At 39.1% G+C, this 16,677-nt stretch carries 15 protein-coding genes; 10 read left to right on the top strand and 5 right to left on the bottom strand.

The genetic code is table 11. From position 1 onward, the window contains the following. Positions 1–7: 7 nt before the first annotated feature. Positions 8–1,336: a tRNA uridine-5-carboxymethylaminomethyl(34) synthesis GTPase MnmE gene (gene mnmE, locus PQG54_RS06010; RefSeq protein WP_271789678.1), complete on the bottom strand. Its 1,329-nt coding sequence runs from the start codon at positions 1,334–1,336 to the stop codon at positions 8–10. 384 nt (positions 1,337–1,720) lie between these two features. On the opposite strand from mnmE, the gene PQG54_RS06005 reads away from it, so the two are divergent. From PQG54_RS06005 to PQG54_RS05995, 3 genes are all read left to right on the top strand, one after another. Next, positions 1,721–2,596, top strand: a complete 876-nt coding sequence (locus tag PQG54_RS06005) for a tetratricopeptide repeat protein (RefSeq protein ID WP_271789679.1) — start codon at positions 1,721–1,723, stop codon at positions 2,594–2,596. Continuing rightward, positions 2,553–3,857: a tetratricopeptide repeat protein gene (locus PQG54_RS06000; RefSeq protein WP_271789680.1), complete on the top strand. Its 1,305-nt coding sequence runs from the start codon at positions 2,553–2,555 to the stop codon at positions 3,855–3,857. Before PQG54_RS06005 ends, PQG54_RS06000 begins: the two co-directional genes overlap by 44 nt. Positions 3,858–3,961: 104 nt before the next feature. Next, positions 3,962–4,408: a methylated-DNA--[protein]-cysteine S-methyltransferase gene (locus PQG54_RS05995; protein ID WP_271789681.1), complete on the top strand. Its 447-nt coding sequence runs from the start codon at positions 3,962–3,964 to the stop codon at positions 4,406–4,408. Positions 4,409–4,460: 52 nt separating this feature from the next. Here PQG54_RS05995 and rho read toward each other — a convergent pair whose 3' ends face one another. Beyond that, positions 4,461–5,732, bottom strand: coding sequence for a transcription termination factor Rho (rho, locus tag PQG54_RS05990; protein ID WP_271789682.1), 1,272 nt, complete (start codon positions 5,730–5,732; stop codon positions 4,461–4,463). A gap of 366 nt (positions 5,733–6,098) precedes the next feature. Between rho and trpB the strand changes: the two genes are divergently transcribed. The 5 genes from trpB to PQG54_RS05965 all read left to right on the top strand — a co-directional run bounded on the left by trpB (position 6,099) and on the right by PQG54_RS05965 (position 11,640). Then, positions 6,099–7,325 (top strand): tryptophan synthase subunit beta, encoded by a 1,227-nt coding sequence (trpB, locus tag PQG54_RS05985; RefSeq protein WP_271789683.1) that lies wholly within the window; start codon positions 6,099–6,101, stop codon positions 7,323–7,325. Next, positions 7,322–8,146, top strand: coding sequence for a tryptophan synthase subunit alpha (gene trpA / locus PQG54_RS05980; RefSeq protein WP_271789684.1), 825 nt, complete (start codon positions 7,322–7,324; stop codon positions 8,144–8,146). Before trpB ends, trpA begins: the two co-directional genes overlap by 4 nt. A gap of 46 nt (positions 8,147–8,192) precedes the next feature. Then, positions 8,193–9,062, top strand: a complete 870-nt coding sequence (gene accD / locus PQG54_RS05975; RefSeq protein ID WP_271789685.1) for an acetyl-CoA carboxylase, carboxyltransferase subunit beta — start codon at positions 8,193–8,195, stop codon at positions 9,060–9,062. Between the two features lies 1 nt (position 9,063). Next, the gene (locus tag PQG54_RS05970) at positions 9,064–10,368 is read left to right on the top strand and encodes a bifunctional folylpolyglutamate synthase/dihydrofolate synthase (protein ID WP_271789686.1); all 1,305 of its coding nucleotides are present in this window, start codon (positions 9,064–9,066) and stop codon (positions 10,366–10,368) included. A gap of 90 nt (positions 10,369–10,458) precedes the next feature. Continuing rightward, positions 10,459–11,640 carry an L-dopachrome tautomerase-related protein gene (locus PQG54_RS05965; RefSeq protein ID WP_271789687.1) on the top strand — a complete coding sequence of 394 codons (1,182 nt, stop codon included), beginning with the start codon at positions 10,459–10,461 and terminating at the stop codon, positions 11,638–11,640. 51 nt (positions 11,641–11,691) lie between these two features. Here the strand turns inward: PQG54_RS05965 and PQG54_RS05960 are convergent, their stop codons facing one another. The 3 genes from PQG54_RS05960 to PQG54_RS05950 form a co-directional block, all read right to left on the bottom strand. Further along, positions 11,692–13,191 (bottom strand): CoA-acylating methylmalonate-semialdehyde dehydrogenase, encoded by a 1,500-nt coding sequence (locus PQG54_RS05960; protein ID WP_271789688.1) that lies wholly within the window; start codon positions 13,189–13,191, stop codon positions 11,692–11,694. A gap of 164 nt (positions 13,192–13,355) precedes the next feature. Further along, the gene (locus PQG54_RS05955) at positions 13,356–13,676 is read right to left on the bottom strand and encodes an SDR family NAD(P)-dependent oxidoreductase (RefSeq protein ID WP_271789689.1); all 321 of its coding nucleotides are present in this window, start codon (positions 13,674–13,676) and stop codon (positions 13,356–13,358) included. A 17-nt stretch (positions 13,677–13,693) separates the two neighbouring features. Further along, the gene (locus PQG54_RS05950) at positions 13,694–14,125 is read right to left on the bottom strand and encodes an SDR family NAD(P)-dependent oxidoreductase (RefSeq protein ID WP_271789690.1); all 432 of its coding nucleotides are present in this window, start codon (positions 14,123–14,125) and stop codon (positions 13,694–13,696) included. A gap of 203 nt (positions 14,126–14,328) precedes the next feature. Here PQG54_RS05950 and glpD point away from each other — a divergent pair, with 203 nt between their 5' ends. Together glpD and PQG54_RS05940 are read left to right on the top strand one after the other, a co-directional pair. Then, positions 14,329–15,834 carry a glycerol-3-phosphate dehydrogenase gene (gene glpD / locus PQG54_RS05945; RefSeq protein WP_271789691.1) on the top strand — a complete coding sequence of 502 codons (1,506 nt, stop codon included), beginning with the start codon at positions 14,329–14,331 and terminating at the stop codon, positions 15,832–15,834. Positions 15,835–15,864: 30 nt separating this feature from the next. Further along, positions 15,865–16,656 (top strand): MIP/aquaporin family protein, encoded by a 792-nt coding sequence (locus PQG54_RS05940; RefSeq protein ID WP_271789692.1) that lies wholly within the window; start codon positions 15,865–15,867, stop codon positions 16,654–16,656. Positions 16,657–16,677: the final 21 nt, after the last annotated feature.

Raw genomic sequence — 16,677 nt, 5'->3', positions numbered from 1 at the left:
CCAACACTTATTTACCGATACAGAATTGACTGAAAATTGTATCCAACAAATCCTCTACACCAATCGTGCCTGTTAATCTACCCAAACTTTGCATCGCGAGGCGCAATTCTTCCCCTCGTAATTCTGGCCAGTCCAATCGTTGAGCTTCCTCTAAATGTTGAACACATTCTTCTATCCCCAAACGATGGCGCACCCTTGTCAAAGGGGGTGGCCCCTGCCTTGCCGTTAAAAACTTTGCTTTTTCTGCAAGAACTTGTTTTAAATAGTCAATGCCTTCACCTGTTTTAACGCTAATATACAGTTTTTTGTTATTATTTCGTTCCAATGTTTCACGTGAAACATTAAGATCTTTTTTTGTTCTGATCCAAAAATCGCATTCAACTTCTGGTTCAGACACATCAACAGAAGCATCGGTTAGACATAACACACAATCTGCCTCACGACCAATTTTCTGTGCACGCTTAATTCCCTCTGCTTCAATCAAGTCTTCTGTTTCGCGCAACCCAGCAGTATCAACCAATGTTACAGGAACGTCACCTAGAACAACACGAACCTCAATCGCATCGCGAGTGGTTCCTGCTTGTTCCGTTACAATCGCAGCATCACGATCTGCTAATAGGTTTAACAAACTTGATTTACCTGCGTTAGGAGCCCCTAATATCGCAAACACCAACCCACGACGCAAACGCTCACCACGACCAGCATCATTTAAATGATTCTTCATTTCTTGATGTAAATTATTGATCGTATTCTTTAAATTCTCTTCAACTTCCTCGGGCAAATCTTCATCAGGAAAATCAATGAGTGCCTCCTGAAATGCCAAAACTTCACGAAGTTTTTGAGCCCATCCTTGATAGACAATACTCAAACTACCTTCTGTCTGTTCCAGTGCCTGGCGACGTTGAGCTTGTGTTTCAGCCTCTACAAGATCGGAAATACCTTCTGCCTGTAGCAAATCAACTTTACCATTCAAGAAAGCTCGTTTACTGAACTCGCCCGCCTGTGCAGGCCGTGCGCCATAATAAACCAATGCATCAGCAACCGCATCGATAACGGCTGGGCCTGCATGTAAATGCAACTCTGCACTATCTTCACCCGTATAACTGTTTGACCCCTTAAACCAAATAACCAAAGCTTGATCTAATAACTCATCTTGATCACCCCTTCTCCATAATTGTCGAACAGAGGCTTGCCTGACTTTTGGCACACTGTTGCACAGCTTCTCCAAAATAGATAATGTTTGAGGGCCACTAATGCGCATAATCGCAACCGCAGCACGGCCAGAAGCTGTTGCTAAAGCAAAAATTGTAGAGTGAGAAGAAGTGAATATATTCATGGATGTTGGCTTAACTTTATACAATCATGATAAAAATTGTAACCGTCTTTTGATAGACAATATTGACTTCTTTTACACCAAAAAGAAGACGCTAATCCAGAGTATTTATATATTTTTCTCAATTAAACAAGAAATAAAGAAATAGTTCTTTCGAAAATATGAGATTTACGAACATGAATTTATTTGAAAACCAAATCTTTTGGCAATTATTGAATATCATCACAACCTATTGGTATCAATAAATCCGACCAAAAATCTTGGTCTAGATATAAAACATCATCATTTTCTTAGACACCATCAGCCTCATATAGACCTAGGAATATATGAATATAAATACTATTATCGATCGAAATAATCAAAGTGCGTTACACCCAGAGATCCTGAATGAAATTAAAATCTATTTTACTGATTACCGCAAGTTTAGTTGCTGCCACACCATCCAATGTTGTTGCAGAATATTGTCGTGATGATATCGATATTCCATTGTTACAACAACAAGCAAACCAAGGCGTTATCAATGCAAAAATTAAACTAGCCGACATCTATTTTGATAATAACGATAAGAAAGCCATTCAATTACTAAATGATGCTATAAAAAATGGTACGCCCAAACAGCAAATGGACGCTGTAAATATTTTAGAAGACCATGAAGAAACCAGAAAAAAGGCACTGAAGATCACGAAAAAACTGGCTTCAAAAAATAATGTTTATGCGCAAATAGAATTGGGAAAACATTACTTTGATAAGCATTCTGATTCTAAGAATGACGAGCTTAATAATAAAAACAAGGCCATGAAATGGCTTGATCGTGCCGCCGAACATGCTGATATACCCGAGATGATAGAAATCACGAATATACTTGCCTCTCATAGCAGTTCTGATAACAAGTATGATACCAAAGCAAGAGCCATTGAGCTTGGATTGAAAATAGCGAATACTGGTGATGCGAACGCTGAATATAATATGGGTCAGTTATATCAAAAGAAACTGGGCACCGATCTTGTCAAAGCAAAATCTTGGTATGAAAAAGCAGCTCAACAAGGCCATAAAGATGCGCAATTTGAACTTGGAAGCATGATTTACAGAGGCTATGACCATGTCAAAGAGGATCATCATCAAGGGATGAATATTCTCTTGTCCTTAGCCAATACTGACTATAAACCAGCACAATGTGAAATCATCACATTGTACAACGACCAACAAAATAAAGTAGGATATGCCAAAGCCATTGAATGGGCAAAAAAAAGCCTATCAAAATAACAATCATTGTGGTGTAGAGTATCTAGGTAAAATCTATACAGTAGGCAAAATAGTTCCACAAAATTATGAAACCGCCCTCGCATGGTATAAAAAAGGAGAGACGCAAAAGAAAAATACAGATATCCTTATAGACAACGCACAAAGAACACGTAATTCAAATTTACTGATTCAATATGGACAACAATTAATAGATGGGCAAAATGTCTTTCGTAAAGAACAGTTAGGTCTCAAATTTTTAATAAAAGCAGCAAATCTTGGTAGCACAGAAGCAAAAACCATCATAGCCAAAAACTATTATAAAGAAGGCTCAGAGCTCTATAGTTATGGCTTTGCTCAATTATGGTATTATCGCGCAAACAAAGATCAAGATCCAGACATAAAAACTTCATTAATTCAAAAACTTAAAGAATTTTCAACTGAGACAACTCATCAAGAGAATGATGCGCAGACGTTACCAAACTTATCAGAAATACCTTTAAGAAATAACAACATTCATCAAACATTACCATTGTTAGAAGTCGCAGCTGCAAAAAATAATGAACAAGCCCTGCTTGCTTTGGCTATTCTTTATGCACAAGGAAAAGATGTTCCAAAGGATCAGAATAAAGCCAGTTTTTATCTTGTCAAAGTGTTGCATCAACATAGCAATCGGTGGTTTTTTAAAATGATAACGTTTAATATCACTCATGCCCAAAATTCAGATGACTATATAAAAACACAAATCTTGCTGGATAGTTTTGAAGAAAAATTACATCATGATGCAAAACTATGTAACGAATACGCAAAACAGGATGCAGAAAAAGGTTTACCTATGATGAGGTGTGAACATGGATTAGTAGATCAACCTCTATATCAAACCATTCATGGATTATCAGGTGTCATTGCAATCAAGCTACACCGCTCTCGTGATGAAATTCAAAATGGCATTCAACAATTACAAGAATATATTCGCTTATTAAGATATTACGAAGAAACGGCCATTTACTCTCAAGGCATTCCTGGAATTATGTTGGCACAACTCTATATAAATGGGCAATATGTGCCAAAGGATTATCGAAGAGCAAAAACCATTTTAGAAACAGCATTTAAATATAAATGTTGTGATAATTTGCAAGCAATGTATCTTCTTGGTAAAATGTATCAACAAGGGCTAGGTATGAAAAAAGACTCAAAAACAGCAAATGACTATTTTATTGTCGTCTGTTTACACGATAATGAAGATGCCTGTCATACATTAAAAGCAAATTCAAAGAAGCATTAACTTCTTACCTATAAAGAATGAAAACATCATAAATCATTCTTTCTTTTTATTCTTCATACAATATAATATTCTGAACAATCTATAACAAATAAAGTTAATTCTATATGTCACAAATATCATTTCACTCCCCTGTAGGGGAACTCAGCATTGCCGAAGATGATGGATTTATCGTTTCTGTTGATTGGGGCTGGGGAAGTCTTCAGGAAGAAACGCCCTTATTAATCGAAGCTAAGAAACAATTTAATGCTTATTTTGATGGTCAGTTAAAGCAGTTTGAGTTACCTGTTCGCCCTTTTGGTACCAACTATCAACTCAAAGTTTGGCAGGCTTTAAAAGATATTCCTTATGGAGAAACCTGCTCTTATCAAGAGCTTGTAAAGATAGTAGGGGGCAGCCCTCGTTCTATTGGAGGTGCCAATGGAGCCAACCCTATTCCTCTGATTATTCCCTGTCACAGAGTAATCGGTAAAAATGGACTTGGAGGATATTCAGGCGGAGAAGGTATTGAAACAAAAGAATATTTATTGAATATGGAACAGCTTTTCAAATAAAAAAAGCCAGCTTTTAATGAAAAAAGCTGGCTTTTAACTTATTTGTTCAAGATTACGTATTCATCGCATCAAAGAAATCTTGGTTATTCTTGCTGTATTTTAATTTATCAAGCAAGAAGTCCATCGCATCCATGGTTCCCATTGGTGCCAAAATACGGCGTAATACCCAGATTTTCGAAAGGCTAGCACGATCCACAAGTAATTCTTCCTTACGAGTACCACTCTTGGTAATATCAATCGCAGGGAATGTACGTTTATCAGCCAATTTACGGTCCAAGATTAACTCAGCATTACCTGTGCCTTTAAACTCTTCAAAGATCACTTCGTCCATACGGCTACCCGTATCGATCAATGCTGTTGCAATAATGGTTAAGGAACCGCCCTCTTCAATATTACGAGCCGCACCAAAGAACCGTTTTGGACGTTGTAAGGCATTTGCATCCACACCACCTGTTAATACTTTACCAGATGATGGAACGACCGTGTTATAAGCACGGGCTAAACGAGTGATCGAATCTAATAAAATCACTACATCACGTTTATGCTCAACCAAGCGCTTGGCTTTTTCCAATACCATTTCAGCGACTTGAACATGACGATTGGCTGGCTCATCGAATGTCGAAGAAACCACTTCACCCTTCACGGAACGAATCATATCTGTGACTTCTTCTGGACGCTCATCGATCAATAAAACGATCAATACTGCTTCTGGATGATTGGTCGCAATCGCAGTTGCAATATTTTGCAACATGACCGTTTTACCTGTTCTGGGAGGAGCAACGACCAAAGCACGTTGTCCCTTACCAATCGGTGTCACCAAATCAATTACACGATGCGTAAAATCTTTGCTGGGATTTTTGCCTTCCATCAAAGACGGAATTTCCATTTTCAAACGCTCATTTGGAAATAACGGCGTTAAATCATCAAAGTTAATCCGATGACGGACGGCTTCTGGATCTTGGAAATTAATAGAATCCACTTTTAACAAAGAGAAATATCGTTCACCTTCTTTAGGTGCGCGAATTTCGCCTGAAATTGTATCCCCAGTCCTTAAGCTAAATCGTCTTAACTGTGCAGGAGATACATAGATATCATCAGGTCCTGGCAAATAATTGGATTCGGGAGAACGTAAATACCCAAAACCATCAGGAAGGATTTCTAATGTGCCTTCCCCATAAATTGCTTGATTATTATCTGCAAATTTTTTGAGGATTGCAAACATCATATCCTGCTTGCGCAGCGAAGATGCATTCTCAATTTCTAAACTCTCTGCATATGCAAGAAGTTCTGCTGGAGATTGAGCCTTAAGGTCGGCAAGTTGCATTGATAGCTCTAATTATAGAAAAAATCATGAATGAAAAAGGAAATATCGTTCAAACCCATAAATATCCAAATTGAATGAACAGCGATTTTTAATTTAAACAAACGATTATAAATAAAAATACATAATTCCATACGAGGAGGGGATGCTAGATATAAATATCTAAACTATTGCTAAAAAATACTTTTATTTTTTTTACGTGTCAAGCGCTTTTTATTAAGCGATTTCACACCTAATTAACAAAGTTTTTTTCAACTCATTTAACCTTGCTATTCATATAATTTAGACTAACTTTATGATTAATGGTATATTATAGAATTAAATTTTAAAAACCTTACAAATTATTAAGTTATCTTTGAGGAGAAAAACGTGAGGCGTGAATCTGACCTGCCTTTAAATAGCTTGCGCCAAGGACCTGACGATCATGGTCGCTTTGGCATTTTTGGTGGTATTTTTGTTTCAGAAACATTAATTCCTTTGATCCTTGAATTACAGCAAGCATATGCTGATATTCAAAAGGATCCGACATTTCAAAAGGAACTTGATTACTATCTGAAACATTATGTCGGAAGACCCAGCCCGTTATGGCTTGCGCAAAGATTAACCGATGCTGGTCAAGGTGCAAAGATTTACTTAAAGCGTGAAGATTTGAACCATACTGGCGCACATAAAATTAATAATGTGATGGGTCAGATTTTACTGGCACGTCGTATGGGAAAAACCCGTATTATTGCTGAAACGGGTGCTGGTCAACATGGCGTTGCCACTGCAACTGTCTGTGCATTATTTAACATGGAATGTGTTATTTATATGGGTGCTGTTGATATTGAGCGTCAAAAACCCAATGTCTTTCGTATGAAATTACTCGGCGCCAAAGTGGTCTCTGTGACCTCAGGAAATGGTACATTAAAAGATGCTATTAATGAGGGAATGCGCGACTGGGTTACCAATGTCCATAATAGCTATTATCTCATGGGAACAGTTGCAGGTCCTCATCCCTACCCTGCCATGGTACGCGATTTCCAATGTGTGATCGGTAATGAGACCAAAGCACAAATTTTAGAAGCTGAAGGAAGATTGCCTAATAAAATTATTGCAGCCATTGGTGGCGGATCGAATGCAATTGGTATTTTTCATCCCTTCCTTGACGATAGTAATGTCGAACTCATTGGTGTAGAAGCTGGTGGAATGGGCTTGGATAGCGGTGAAACAGCTGCCTCCATTGAACGTGGATCTCCTGGCGTATTGCATGGGAATCGTACCTATTTGCTACAAAATGAAGATGGGCAAATCATTGAACCTTATAGCATCAGTGCTGGCTTAGATTATCCTGGTGTTGGACCAGAACATTCATGGTTAAATGATATTAAGCGCGTTGAATATGTAGCCATTAACGATAATGAGGCCATCAACGCATTTCAACTATGCACAACCAAAGAAGGGATTATCCCAGCACTAGAAAGTTCCCATGCTATTGCTCATGCATTAAAAATAGCCCCATCCATGTCAAAAGAAGATATTATCATTATTAATCTTTCTGGACGCGGTGATAAAGATATTGATAGTGTTGCTAAATATTTAAAGGTGGAATTGTGAGCCGTATTGCAGACTGTTTTGCCGCGTTAAAACAACAAAAACGTGGCGCTTTTATTCCTTATCTAGAGGCAAATGATCCCAATTATCAAACCTCTTTAGAGATTTTAAACGCTTTACCAGAGGCTGGAGCCGATCTAATTGAAGTTGGGATGCCATTCAGTGACCCTATGGCTGATGGTCCCACAGTGCAAGCGGCTGCAATTCGTGCTTTGCAAGCGGGTGCGACTATGCAGAAAACATTGCAACTGGTCTCAGAATTTAGAAATGATAATCAACATACCCCCATTATTCTAATGGGATATACCAATCCTGTTGAATATTATGGTTATGAAAAATTCTGCCAAGATGCAGAAAAAGCCGGAGTTGATGGGTTAATTATTGTTGATATGCCCCCAGAAGAAATAGAGAATATCAAACCCTATGCTATCAAGCATCAAATCGATATTATTTACTTAGTCGCCCCAACAACGTCTCCTGATCGTTTAAAATTGGTATTAAAAGAAGCCTCTGGGTTTATTTATTACGTTAGCATAACAGGAATTACAGGCACAAGCACAGCCAGTAACGATAGCTTGCAAAAAGCTATTCCAATGATTAGAGAAGCCTCTGATTTACCGGTTGCTATCGGCTTTGGATTATCCACGCCTGAACATGCAGCAAATGCAGTAAAAATTGCCGATGCTGCTGTCGTTGGCTCTGCTTTGTTAAAAACGCTGACCTCTACTTTGGATGAAAAGAATCAACCAACAAAAGATACTGTTACGAAAGTGATTGAGCATGCCAGATTACTTGCCCAAGGCACACATAGCGTTCAGAAATAACCAATATCCTATTTGAAACATTTTATTAAACTTAAAGGTTTATCTTATGAGCTGGCTTACCGAATTTGTTCGACCTAAAATCCAAGGGTTTTTAAAAAAAGAAGTTCCAGATAATGTCTGGAAAAACTGTGATTCTTGTGGTCAAATGCTGTTAATCAAAGATTTAGAAAAAAATCTAAATATTTGTCCTCATTGTAATCACCATATGCGTGCTTCGGTGACACAACGGTTCGACTGGACGTTCGATCCTAATTCTTACACACGTCTTGATCTTCCCAAAGCACCTGTTGATCCGTTGCAGTTCAAAGACAAAAAGAAATATGCAGACCGTTTAAAAGAAAATAAAACTAAGTCACAGCTTGATGAATCCATTGTCGTTGCGCATGGAACCATCGAAGGTCAAAAGGCGGTTGTTGCTGTGATGGCTTTTGAATTTATGGCTGGCACAATGGGCGCTGCGTTTGGTGAAGGTTTTATTGCAGCTGCACGCTTGGCCTTAGCACAGCAAACCCCCTTGATTGTGTATACCGCTTCTGGTGGGGCAAGAATGCAAGAGGGAATGCTCAGTTTGATGCAAATGCCTCGTACGGTTATTGCTGTGGAAATGCTCAAAGAAGCGGGAATTCCATATATTGTCGTCTTTACCGATCCGACTACGGGTGGGGTAACTGCCTCTTTTGCAATGCTAGGTGATATTCATATTGCAGAACCCAATGCTTTGATTGGCTTTGCTGGTCCTCGCGTCATTGAAAATACAGTACATGAAAAATTACCAGAAGGCTTCCAACGGTCAGAATATTTATTAGAACATGGAATGGTTGATATTGTCGCCAGCAGAAAAGAGCTGCGCCCTACGTTAGCTAAAATACTAAGATTATTATCCAATACCGCTCAGCCTTCTGAAAAAGTTGCATAATATGTCTTCTACTTCTTCTCCTATTCTTACAGAATTTTCAGGACGCTCTGGTGAAATTTTGGAACGTCTGAATAAATTATATCCTGCTCTCATTGATCTTTCCTTGGATCGATTGGTCAGATTACTCAATAATCTTGGAAATCCTGAACGTCATATGCCCCCTATTATCCACGTTGCTGGAACCAATGGGAAAGGCAGCACGTGTGCTTTTCTAAGAGCTATAGGAGAGGAAGCTGGATTAAAGGTTCATGTTTCCACGTCTCCTCACCTTGTTGATGTGACAGAGCGTTTTCGTATTGCAGGACAGTTGGTCAGCGAAGAAGAACTATCTGAAACGTTAATTGAAATCGAACGCGTCAATCAACAACAACCGATTACTGTTTTTGAAGTATTAACCGCTGCTGCTTTTGTCTTATTTGCCAAACATCCTGCTGATTTAGCAATTATTGAAGTTGGTTTAGGTGGACGTTTTGATGCAACCAATATTATCACGCCAATGATTAGCGTGATTACCTCTGTTTCCATGGACCATGAGGCTTTCTTAGGGGATAATTTGGCTAAGATTGCCACCGAGAAAGCTGGTATTATCAAGGAAAATATTCCTATTATTGTCGATCAGCAAGCCCCCGAAGCATTAACTGTTATCAAAGAAACTGCTATTTCCTTGAACGCTCCTTATTTTATTAAAGATCAAGAATGGAGTGTTACACCAACGGCAAACCAACTAATCTATAAAGATGCAAAAGGATGTTTGGAACTGCCATTACCCAGCCTTTTAGGACAACATCAATTTCGTAACGCTGGATTAGCGATTGCTGCGCTCAGAAATAGCAATCTTCCTATCTCTGTCCAAGCTTATCAAGGCATCGCCAAAGCAGTATGGCCTGCCAGATTACAGCAACTTCATGGCAAATTAACCGAACTCGTTTCTCATGACAGCGAGATTTGGTTAGATGGTGGTCACAATCCAGATGCTGGAAAAATACTGGCACAATTAATTCAGGATAAATGGCAAGATAAACCATTGCATTTGATTATTGGAATGAAAGACAATAAGAACGTTCGTGAATATTTGGCTCCTTTAATCCCTTTGAGTGCCTCTATTCAAGCCGTTGTCGAACCAGACCAGCATTTGGCCATGCCAATCTCTGAAATTATCAAAGCATCTGATAACTATGCGATATCAGGTGGAACAGTTAAAGAGGCTCTCTCAACTCTTAATAAACAAAGTAGGTCTTCTGCTATACGTATCTTGATTTGTGGGAGTTTATATCTTGCGGGCAGTGTTTTACGCCAAGATCAATAAAGCATAAATTTACGCCTTTTATTAACATATCAATATTCTAAAATGCGCTTTTAAACCTAACTGAATCTTACTTCTATCGGGCAAGCTGCTATGAAAAAAACATTATTAACCGCTACTTTATTTATGCTTTTGCAAAGCAGTCCTTTCTGTTATGCAGCTCCTTTAGGGGACACTGGTGATCCTTCTGCTATTCCTGCAGGAAGCATAGAGGTTCTGGATCAATTTACAGATCCAGGCCCTTCAGGAATTGCAGTAACCCCCGATAAGCGAATATTTGTTAGTTTTCCTCGACATGCACAAAATCATAAAGATGCTACCTTAGCAGAAATTATTGATGGACAGAGGGTACCTTTTCCCAATAATCAAATGAGTCTGCCCTCTGATCTCTCTTTGAAAGATCGATTAATTTCAGTTCACGGGATTGCATTAGATAGCCAAAATAATTTATGGGTTATTGATGATGGTAAACGTGCAGGAATCAAAGGAATTCCTGATGGTGCAGCGAAAGTTGTTGGTTTTGATATTCATACTCATAAAGTCATTGCGTCCATTCCTATTCATGCACCAACACTTTTACAAGATAGCCATCTGAATGATTTACGTGTTGACTTAACCCATGGGGAAAAAGGAACGGCTTATATCACAGATTCTTCTTTTGGCACGTCTCCAGCTCTTGTTATTGTCGATCTTGCCACTGGAAAACAACGCAGAGTGCTTGCTAATCATATATCAACCCAACCTGAAAAAGGATTTGTTGCTTACTTAGCGGGAAAACCAAGGTTGTACGACCCACAACATCCTTCTTTCCCCGTAGGTGGGGCAGATGGGATTACACTCAGTCATGACTCAAAAACGCTTTATTATGCCCCACTAACCAGTCGGCGCTTATATTCTATCCCCACCGCCATTCTCTCTGACTTTCAAGCCAGCGAGGGAACGCTTGAAAAAAATGTCAAAGATTTAGGCGAGAAAGGATTTGCTGATGGATTGGCCAACGATCCTCAAGATCGAATTTATACAACCAATGGTGAACATAATAGTATCTGGAGGCGTTGGCCTGATGGCCACATGGATTTAATCGCCAGAGACCCAAGAATTGATTGGCCAGACGGCATTGCTGTCCAAGGTGATATCGTTTATGTTGTGGCTGGACAGTGGGAAAGGCTAGCAGGATTTCATCAAGGAAAAGATTTACGTGAGCCTAATTATTTACTTCTCGCGATTCCATTGAAAACCCCTCCAGTTATTAAACCCAGTCAAGATACCCATTAACTTTAATAAAAAGCCTTACAAAACTAATGTAAGGCTTTTTTTATAATTCTATTATAGTGTTGGCATGGAGAATTGGCTACCTTCCCTTACCCCCGAAGATGGCCAACGTTGGGTCACTGTTTTACGTCTGGTATAAAAGCGCACTCCATCAGGCCCGTAAATATGTAGATCACCGAACAAAGAACGTTTCCAGCCACCAAAACTATGATACGCAACAGGCACAGGAAGTGGAATATTTACCCCAACCATTCCTACCAAGATATTATCACAGAAATAACGCGCTGCTTCACCATCTCTGGTATAAATACAAGTACCATTGCCATATTCATGGTCATTAATTAATTTCATGGCTTCTTCCATGGTGTTCACACGAATAACTTGCAAAACAGGGCCAAAGATTTCTGCTTTATAACTATCCATATCCGGCTTAACATGATCGATTAATGTTGCGCCGACGTAAAATCCGTTCTCATACCCACTTACTTGAGTCTGACGACCATCAACAATAATTTTTGCACCTTGCTGTTCAGCACTGGTAATATGACCAATAATTTTATCCTTATGCTGTTTCGTGATAACTGGGCCAAAATCATTACTCATTTCAGAATATGCACCAAGCTTTAATTTCTTCATGGCTTGGGTTAATTCTTGAATAAGCTTATCAGCCATTTCATCGCCAATTGTTACCGCAACCGATAACGCCATACAACGTTCACCAGAAGAACCAAATGCAGCCCCTAACAAAGAGCTTACCACATTATCTAAGTCAGCATCTGGCATAATAATCGCATGGTTTTTTGCGCCGCCTAATGCTTGACAACGTTTACCATTCGCCGCAGCTGTTTTATAAATATATTCAGCAATCGGTGTGGAGCCAACAAAACTGATCGCTTGAACTATCGGATCATGCAACAGAGTATCGACGGCTTCTTTACCACCATTGACCACATTCATCACCCCTTTTGGCAGTCCTGCTTCATGTAAAAGCTCAGCAATATATAAAGTAGAGCTGGGGTCTCTTTCTGAGGGTTTTAAAACAAATGTATTTCCACAGACAATCGCCATTGGAAACATCCATAAAGGCACCATGGCTGGAAAATTAAAAGGCGTAATGCCAGCAACCACACCTAAGGGTTGGAAATCGCTCCATGCGTCAATATTGGTGCCCACATTTTTTGTATATTCGCCTTTTAATAATTCAGGGGCACCACAAGCATATTCAACGACTTCGATTCCTCGTTGCAGTTCTCCTCTCGCATCATGTAGGATTTTTCCATGTTCTTCACCTATTAATTTGGTAATTTTATCTGCATTTTGTTCAAGTAACTCTTTAAAACGAAACATAATTCTGGCACGTTTTAAAGGAGGTGTATTTCTCCATCCAGGAAACGCTTTTTGTGCCGCAGTAATGGCTTGCTCTACTGTTGCTTTGGAAGCCAAAGATACTTGCTTGCTTACTTCCCCCGTAGAAGGATTATATACATCTTGCGTTTGTGCTGAATCTTTTACAGTTTCACCATTAATGAAATGCCCAATAATATTCCCAGTCATTGTTTTTACTCCTCGACAAACAATTTTTGAAAATACTTTTCTAAAAAAATATAGAAAAGCATAAATATAGAAATAAAATTCTATAAATTATTTAGGACAAAAACAATACACCTTCACGTGATACGACCATAAATATAATCAGACATCTCATTGAAGATTAATAATTATTGTAAATTAACGAACAATCCACCATCGACCAACAAAGAGGCACCGGTCACATATCTTGACATGTCAGAGGCTAAAAACACGATGGGCCCAGCCAAATCTTCTGGTTCGCCCAAGCGTCCCAAACAAGTACGGCTGCTCATATAAGCTAATTTCTCAGGATCGGCCAAATCCTCTTTATTAATATCTGTAGCAATCGTTCCAGGCAGCACCGCATTGCAACGAATATTATATTTCCCCAATGCCACGGCACATGATTGCATCAAAGATAGAAGCCCTGCCTTTGTGGGTGTATAATGTGTTTGAAACTCACCACCCACCAAAGCACTAATAGAGCTTACGGCGATAATAGACCCACCCCGCCCTTGCTTTTCATTTGATTAGCTGCTGCTTGTACAGCAAAATACGCCCCATTAAGATTGGTATTAACTGTTTCCAGATAAGTTTCTCTTGGCATATCCAAAAACGAGTGAAACGGACATATTCCCGCATTATTGACAAATACATCAACCTGTCCAAACGCCTTGACCGCTTCATGAACCAAAAGCTCACCTGTATCTAGATTAGCAGCGTCCGAGCCAACATCTATGGCATGACGGCCTATATTTTTAATCTCAGCAATTAGGCTTTGTGCTGCTTGGCTCCCTGATGGGCGACCACTGTGACCAATCACAATATTCGCACCTTGTTTTGCACATTCAAACGCAGCTGCTCTTCCTATACCCCGAGAAGCCCCTGTAATAATAACCGTTTTATCTTTTAAAAGCATATATTTTCTCTATTTAAATCATAATTATTTAATAAAGATCTTAATACTTCTGTAAGACCTTAAAAAATAACAAAATTGTTATATATAGGCTTTATAATCGATCAGACTTCAATATATAAAAATATTTACAACATACAAATAGTATTATCTAAATGAATAGTCTTATTTATTCGGTAAACCATTAGATAATTTAGGAGAGATCAATGTCTACTCAAGCGGTTTATGACCTATTGATTATTGGTGGCGGTGTTAATGGAACTGGTATAGCCAGAGATGCCGCAGGTCGAGGGTTAAAAATATTATTGGTTGAAAAGGACGACCTTGCTCAACATACATCCTCTGCCAGCACTAAATTAATTCATGGTGGCTTACGCTATTTAGAATATTATGAATTCAGATTGGTCAGAGAAGCATTACAAGAGCGCGAACGTTTATTAAACCTTGCACCACATATTATCCATCCTCTGAAATTTGTTCTTCCTCATCGTAATGCGGTTCGCCCAGCATGGATGATTCGTGCAGGGTTATTTCTGTATGACCATCTTGCTTGCCACCCTAAATTGCCAAATGCACAACAAATTGCAATGCAAAAATCTCCTTACGGCCAACCATTACGAAACGATATTAAAAAAGGCTTTACTTACTCGGACTGTGCTGTTGATGATAGCCGATTGGTTGTCTTAAACGCCAAAGGCGCACGCGATAAGGGCGCAGATATTCGCACACAAACCACTTTACTAAAAGCAGAACGTAAAGACGATGTTTGGGAAGCAATTATTCAAGATAACAAAACCAAAGATCAAACAACTGTTCAAGCGAAAGCAATTGTAAATGCAGCAGGTCCTTGGGTTGCAGAAGTTTTACAAGATCTACAAGTTAAAAGCTCAATGAATGTGCGTTTGGTCAAAGGCAGCCATATTGTAGTGAAAAAGCTTTTCGATGGCCCACAAGCCTATATTTTACAAAATGCAGATAAACGCATTGTATTTGCTATTCCTTACCATGAAGAATTTACATTGATTGGAACCACTGATTTATCTTGGGATCAATCCCCTGATGCTTTACCAAAAATTGATCAAGATGAGACACAATATTTGTGTGATTCAATCAATAATTATTTTACCAAAAACATCACTCCAAAAGATGTCATATGGGATTATTCTGGGGTCAGACCATTATACGATGATGCTGCAAGCAATGCATCCGCTGTGACGCGTGATTATCACTTGGATTTAAATCAAAATGTAGGAAAAACACCTCTATTATCGATATTTGGTGGAAAAATCACAACATACAGACGATTAGCTGAACATAGTATGGAACAATTAGCGCCGTTTTTCCAATATAGTCGTGGTTCATGGACAGGATCTGAGGCTTTGCCTGGAGGTCATATTACCAATGGTGATTTTAAATTATTTTATAATAATTTGCGCAAAAATATTCCTTTCTTGGATGAAATTACCACAAAACGCATGGCACATGCCTATGGAACAGATGTGTTTGAAGTGTTAAACAAAGCCAATAGTAAAGAAGATCTCGGCACCGATTTTGGTCATGGATTAAGCCAACGAGAAGTTGATTATTTAATTGAAAAAGAGTGGGCTATAACAGCAGAAGATATCTTGTGGAGGAGAACAAAGTTAGGGTTATATTTCTCGCAAGATGAAATCCAAAATTTACAAAAATATTTAGCGGAAAAACTCCAATAAATTTTGATGATTTTAGAAAGTATTTGCTTGATGTCTCCTACTAAAAAATTTATTGGCGAACTTATATCAGAAGCAATCGCCGTTGCTATTATTATCTTTATCGGTTGTTCGGCTGCTGCGATGCTTATTTTATACGATCCCAGCCCTTATCAAAATGCATATTGGGGAGTTGCCATCGCATGGGGGCTGTCTGTTACTTTTGCAATTTATGCAACAGGAAGCGTCAGCGGAACCCATGCTAATCCAGCAGTAACGTTGGCATTAGCTTTATACCGAGGGTTCTCGTGGAAGAAAGTCCCAGCCTATTGTATGGCACAAATAGTTGGTGGCATTTGTGGGGCTGTGCTCGTTTATTGCTTATACTCCCCCGTCATTAATCATTATAACGAAGTGCACCACATTACGCGTCTGTTGGGCGGTGGTGCTGGGGTATTTGTTACTTCGCCAGGGTTGGCTATTACCCCTATTCACGCTTTTTATGACGAGATTTTACTGACTGCATTTTTAGTATTCAGCATTTTTGCAATTACAGAAAGTTATAATACAGTTGCCCCTCAGGCCAATAGTGGTGCTTTTATGATTGGCCTTGTCGTTGCAGCAATTGGTGCTTCTGCGGGCTATCTTGAAGGATGGGCGATTAATCCAGCTCGTGATCTCGGCCCACGGATTTTTATTTATCTGGCGGGTTGGGGACCTTCGGCTTTTCCAGGGCTTCCTAATTATTGGTGGGTACCTGTTTGTGGTCCGTTAATTGGGGGAATTATTGGTGGTGGTGCGTATCAATTACTCATCAGACCTTTTTTGCCTCGTCCAATTGTGTAAACACAAACCATTTAAGAATGA

The sequence above is a fragment of the Commensalibacter communis genome (assembly GCF_947179015.1).
In the GTDB taxonomy this organism is placed as follows: domain Bacteria; phylum Pseudomonadota; class Alphaproteobacteria; order Acetobacterales; family Acetobacteraceae; genus Commensalibacter; species Commensalibacter communis.
Note: the sequence above shows the minus strand (reverse complement) of the source record. Positions and strands in the feature narration are given on the sequence as shown.

What these genes read in the sequence shown, in the direction of transcription:
- PQG54_RS05970 (WP_271789686.1), top strand. Translation starts at nt 9,064, where the DNA reads ATGTCTTCTACTTCTTCTCCTATTCTTACAGAATTTTCAGGACGCTCT.
- PQG54_RS05965 (WP_271789687.1), top strand. Translation starts at nt 10,459, where the DNA reads ATGAAAAAAACATTATTAACCGCTACTTTATTTATGCTTTTGCAAAGC.
- rho (WP_271789682.1), bottom strand. Translation starts at nt 5,732, where the DNA reads ATGCAACTTGCCGACCTTAAGGCTCAATCTCCAGCAGAACTTCTTGCA.
- accD (WP_271789685.1), top strand. Translation starts at nt 8,193, where the DNA reads ATGAGCTGGCTTACCGAATTTGTTCGACCTAAAATCCAAGGGTTTTTA.
- PQG54_RS05960 (WP_271789688.1), bottom strand. Translation starts at nt 13,191, where the DNA reads ATGACTGGGAATATTATTGGGCATTTCATTAATGGTGAAACTGTAAAA.
- PQG54_RS05995 (WP_271789681.1), top strand. Translation starts at nt 3,962, where the DNA reads ATGTCACAAATATCATTTCACTCCCCTGTAGGGGAACTCAGCATTGCC.
- PQG54_RS06005 (WP_271789679.1), top strand. Translation starts at nt 1,721, where the DNA reads ATGAAATTAAAATCTATTTTACTGATTACCGCAAGTTTAGTTGCTGCC.
- PQG54_RS06000 (WP_271789680.1), top strand. Translation starts at nt 2,553, where the DNA reads ATGCCAAAGCCATTGAATGGGCAAAAAAAAGCCTATCAAAATAACAAT.
- mnmE (WP_271789678.1), bottom strand. Translation starts at nt 1,336, where the DNA reads ATGAATATATTCACTTCTTCTCACTCTACAATTTTTGCTTTAGCAACA.
- glpD (WP_271789691.1), top strand. Translation starts at nt 14,329, where the DNA reads ATGTCTACTCAAGCGGTTTATGACCTATTGATTATTGGTGGCGGTGTT.
- PQG54_RS05940 (WP_271789692.1), top strand. Translation starts at nt 15,865, where the DNA reads ATGTCTCCTACTAAAAAATTTATTGGCGAACTTATATCAGAAGCAATC.
- PQG54_RS05950 (WP_271789690.1), bottom strand. Translation starts at nt 14,125, where the DNA reads ATGCTTTTAAAAGATAAAACGGTTATTATTACAGGGGCTTCTCGGGGT.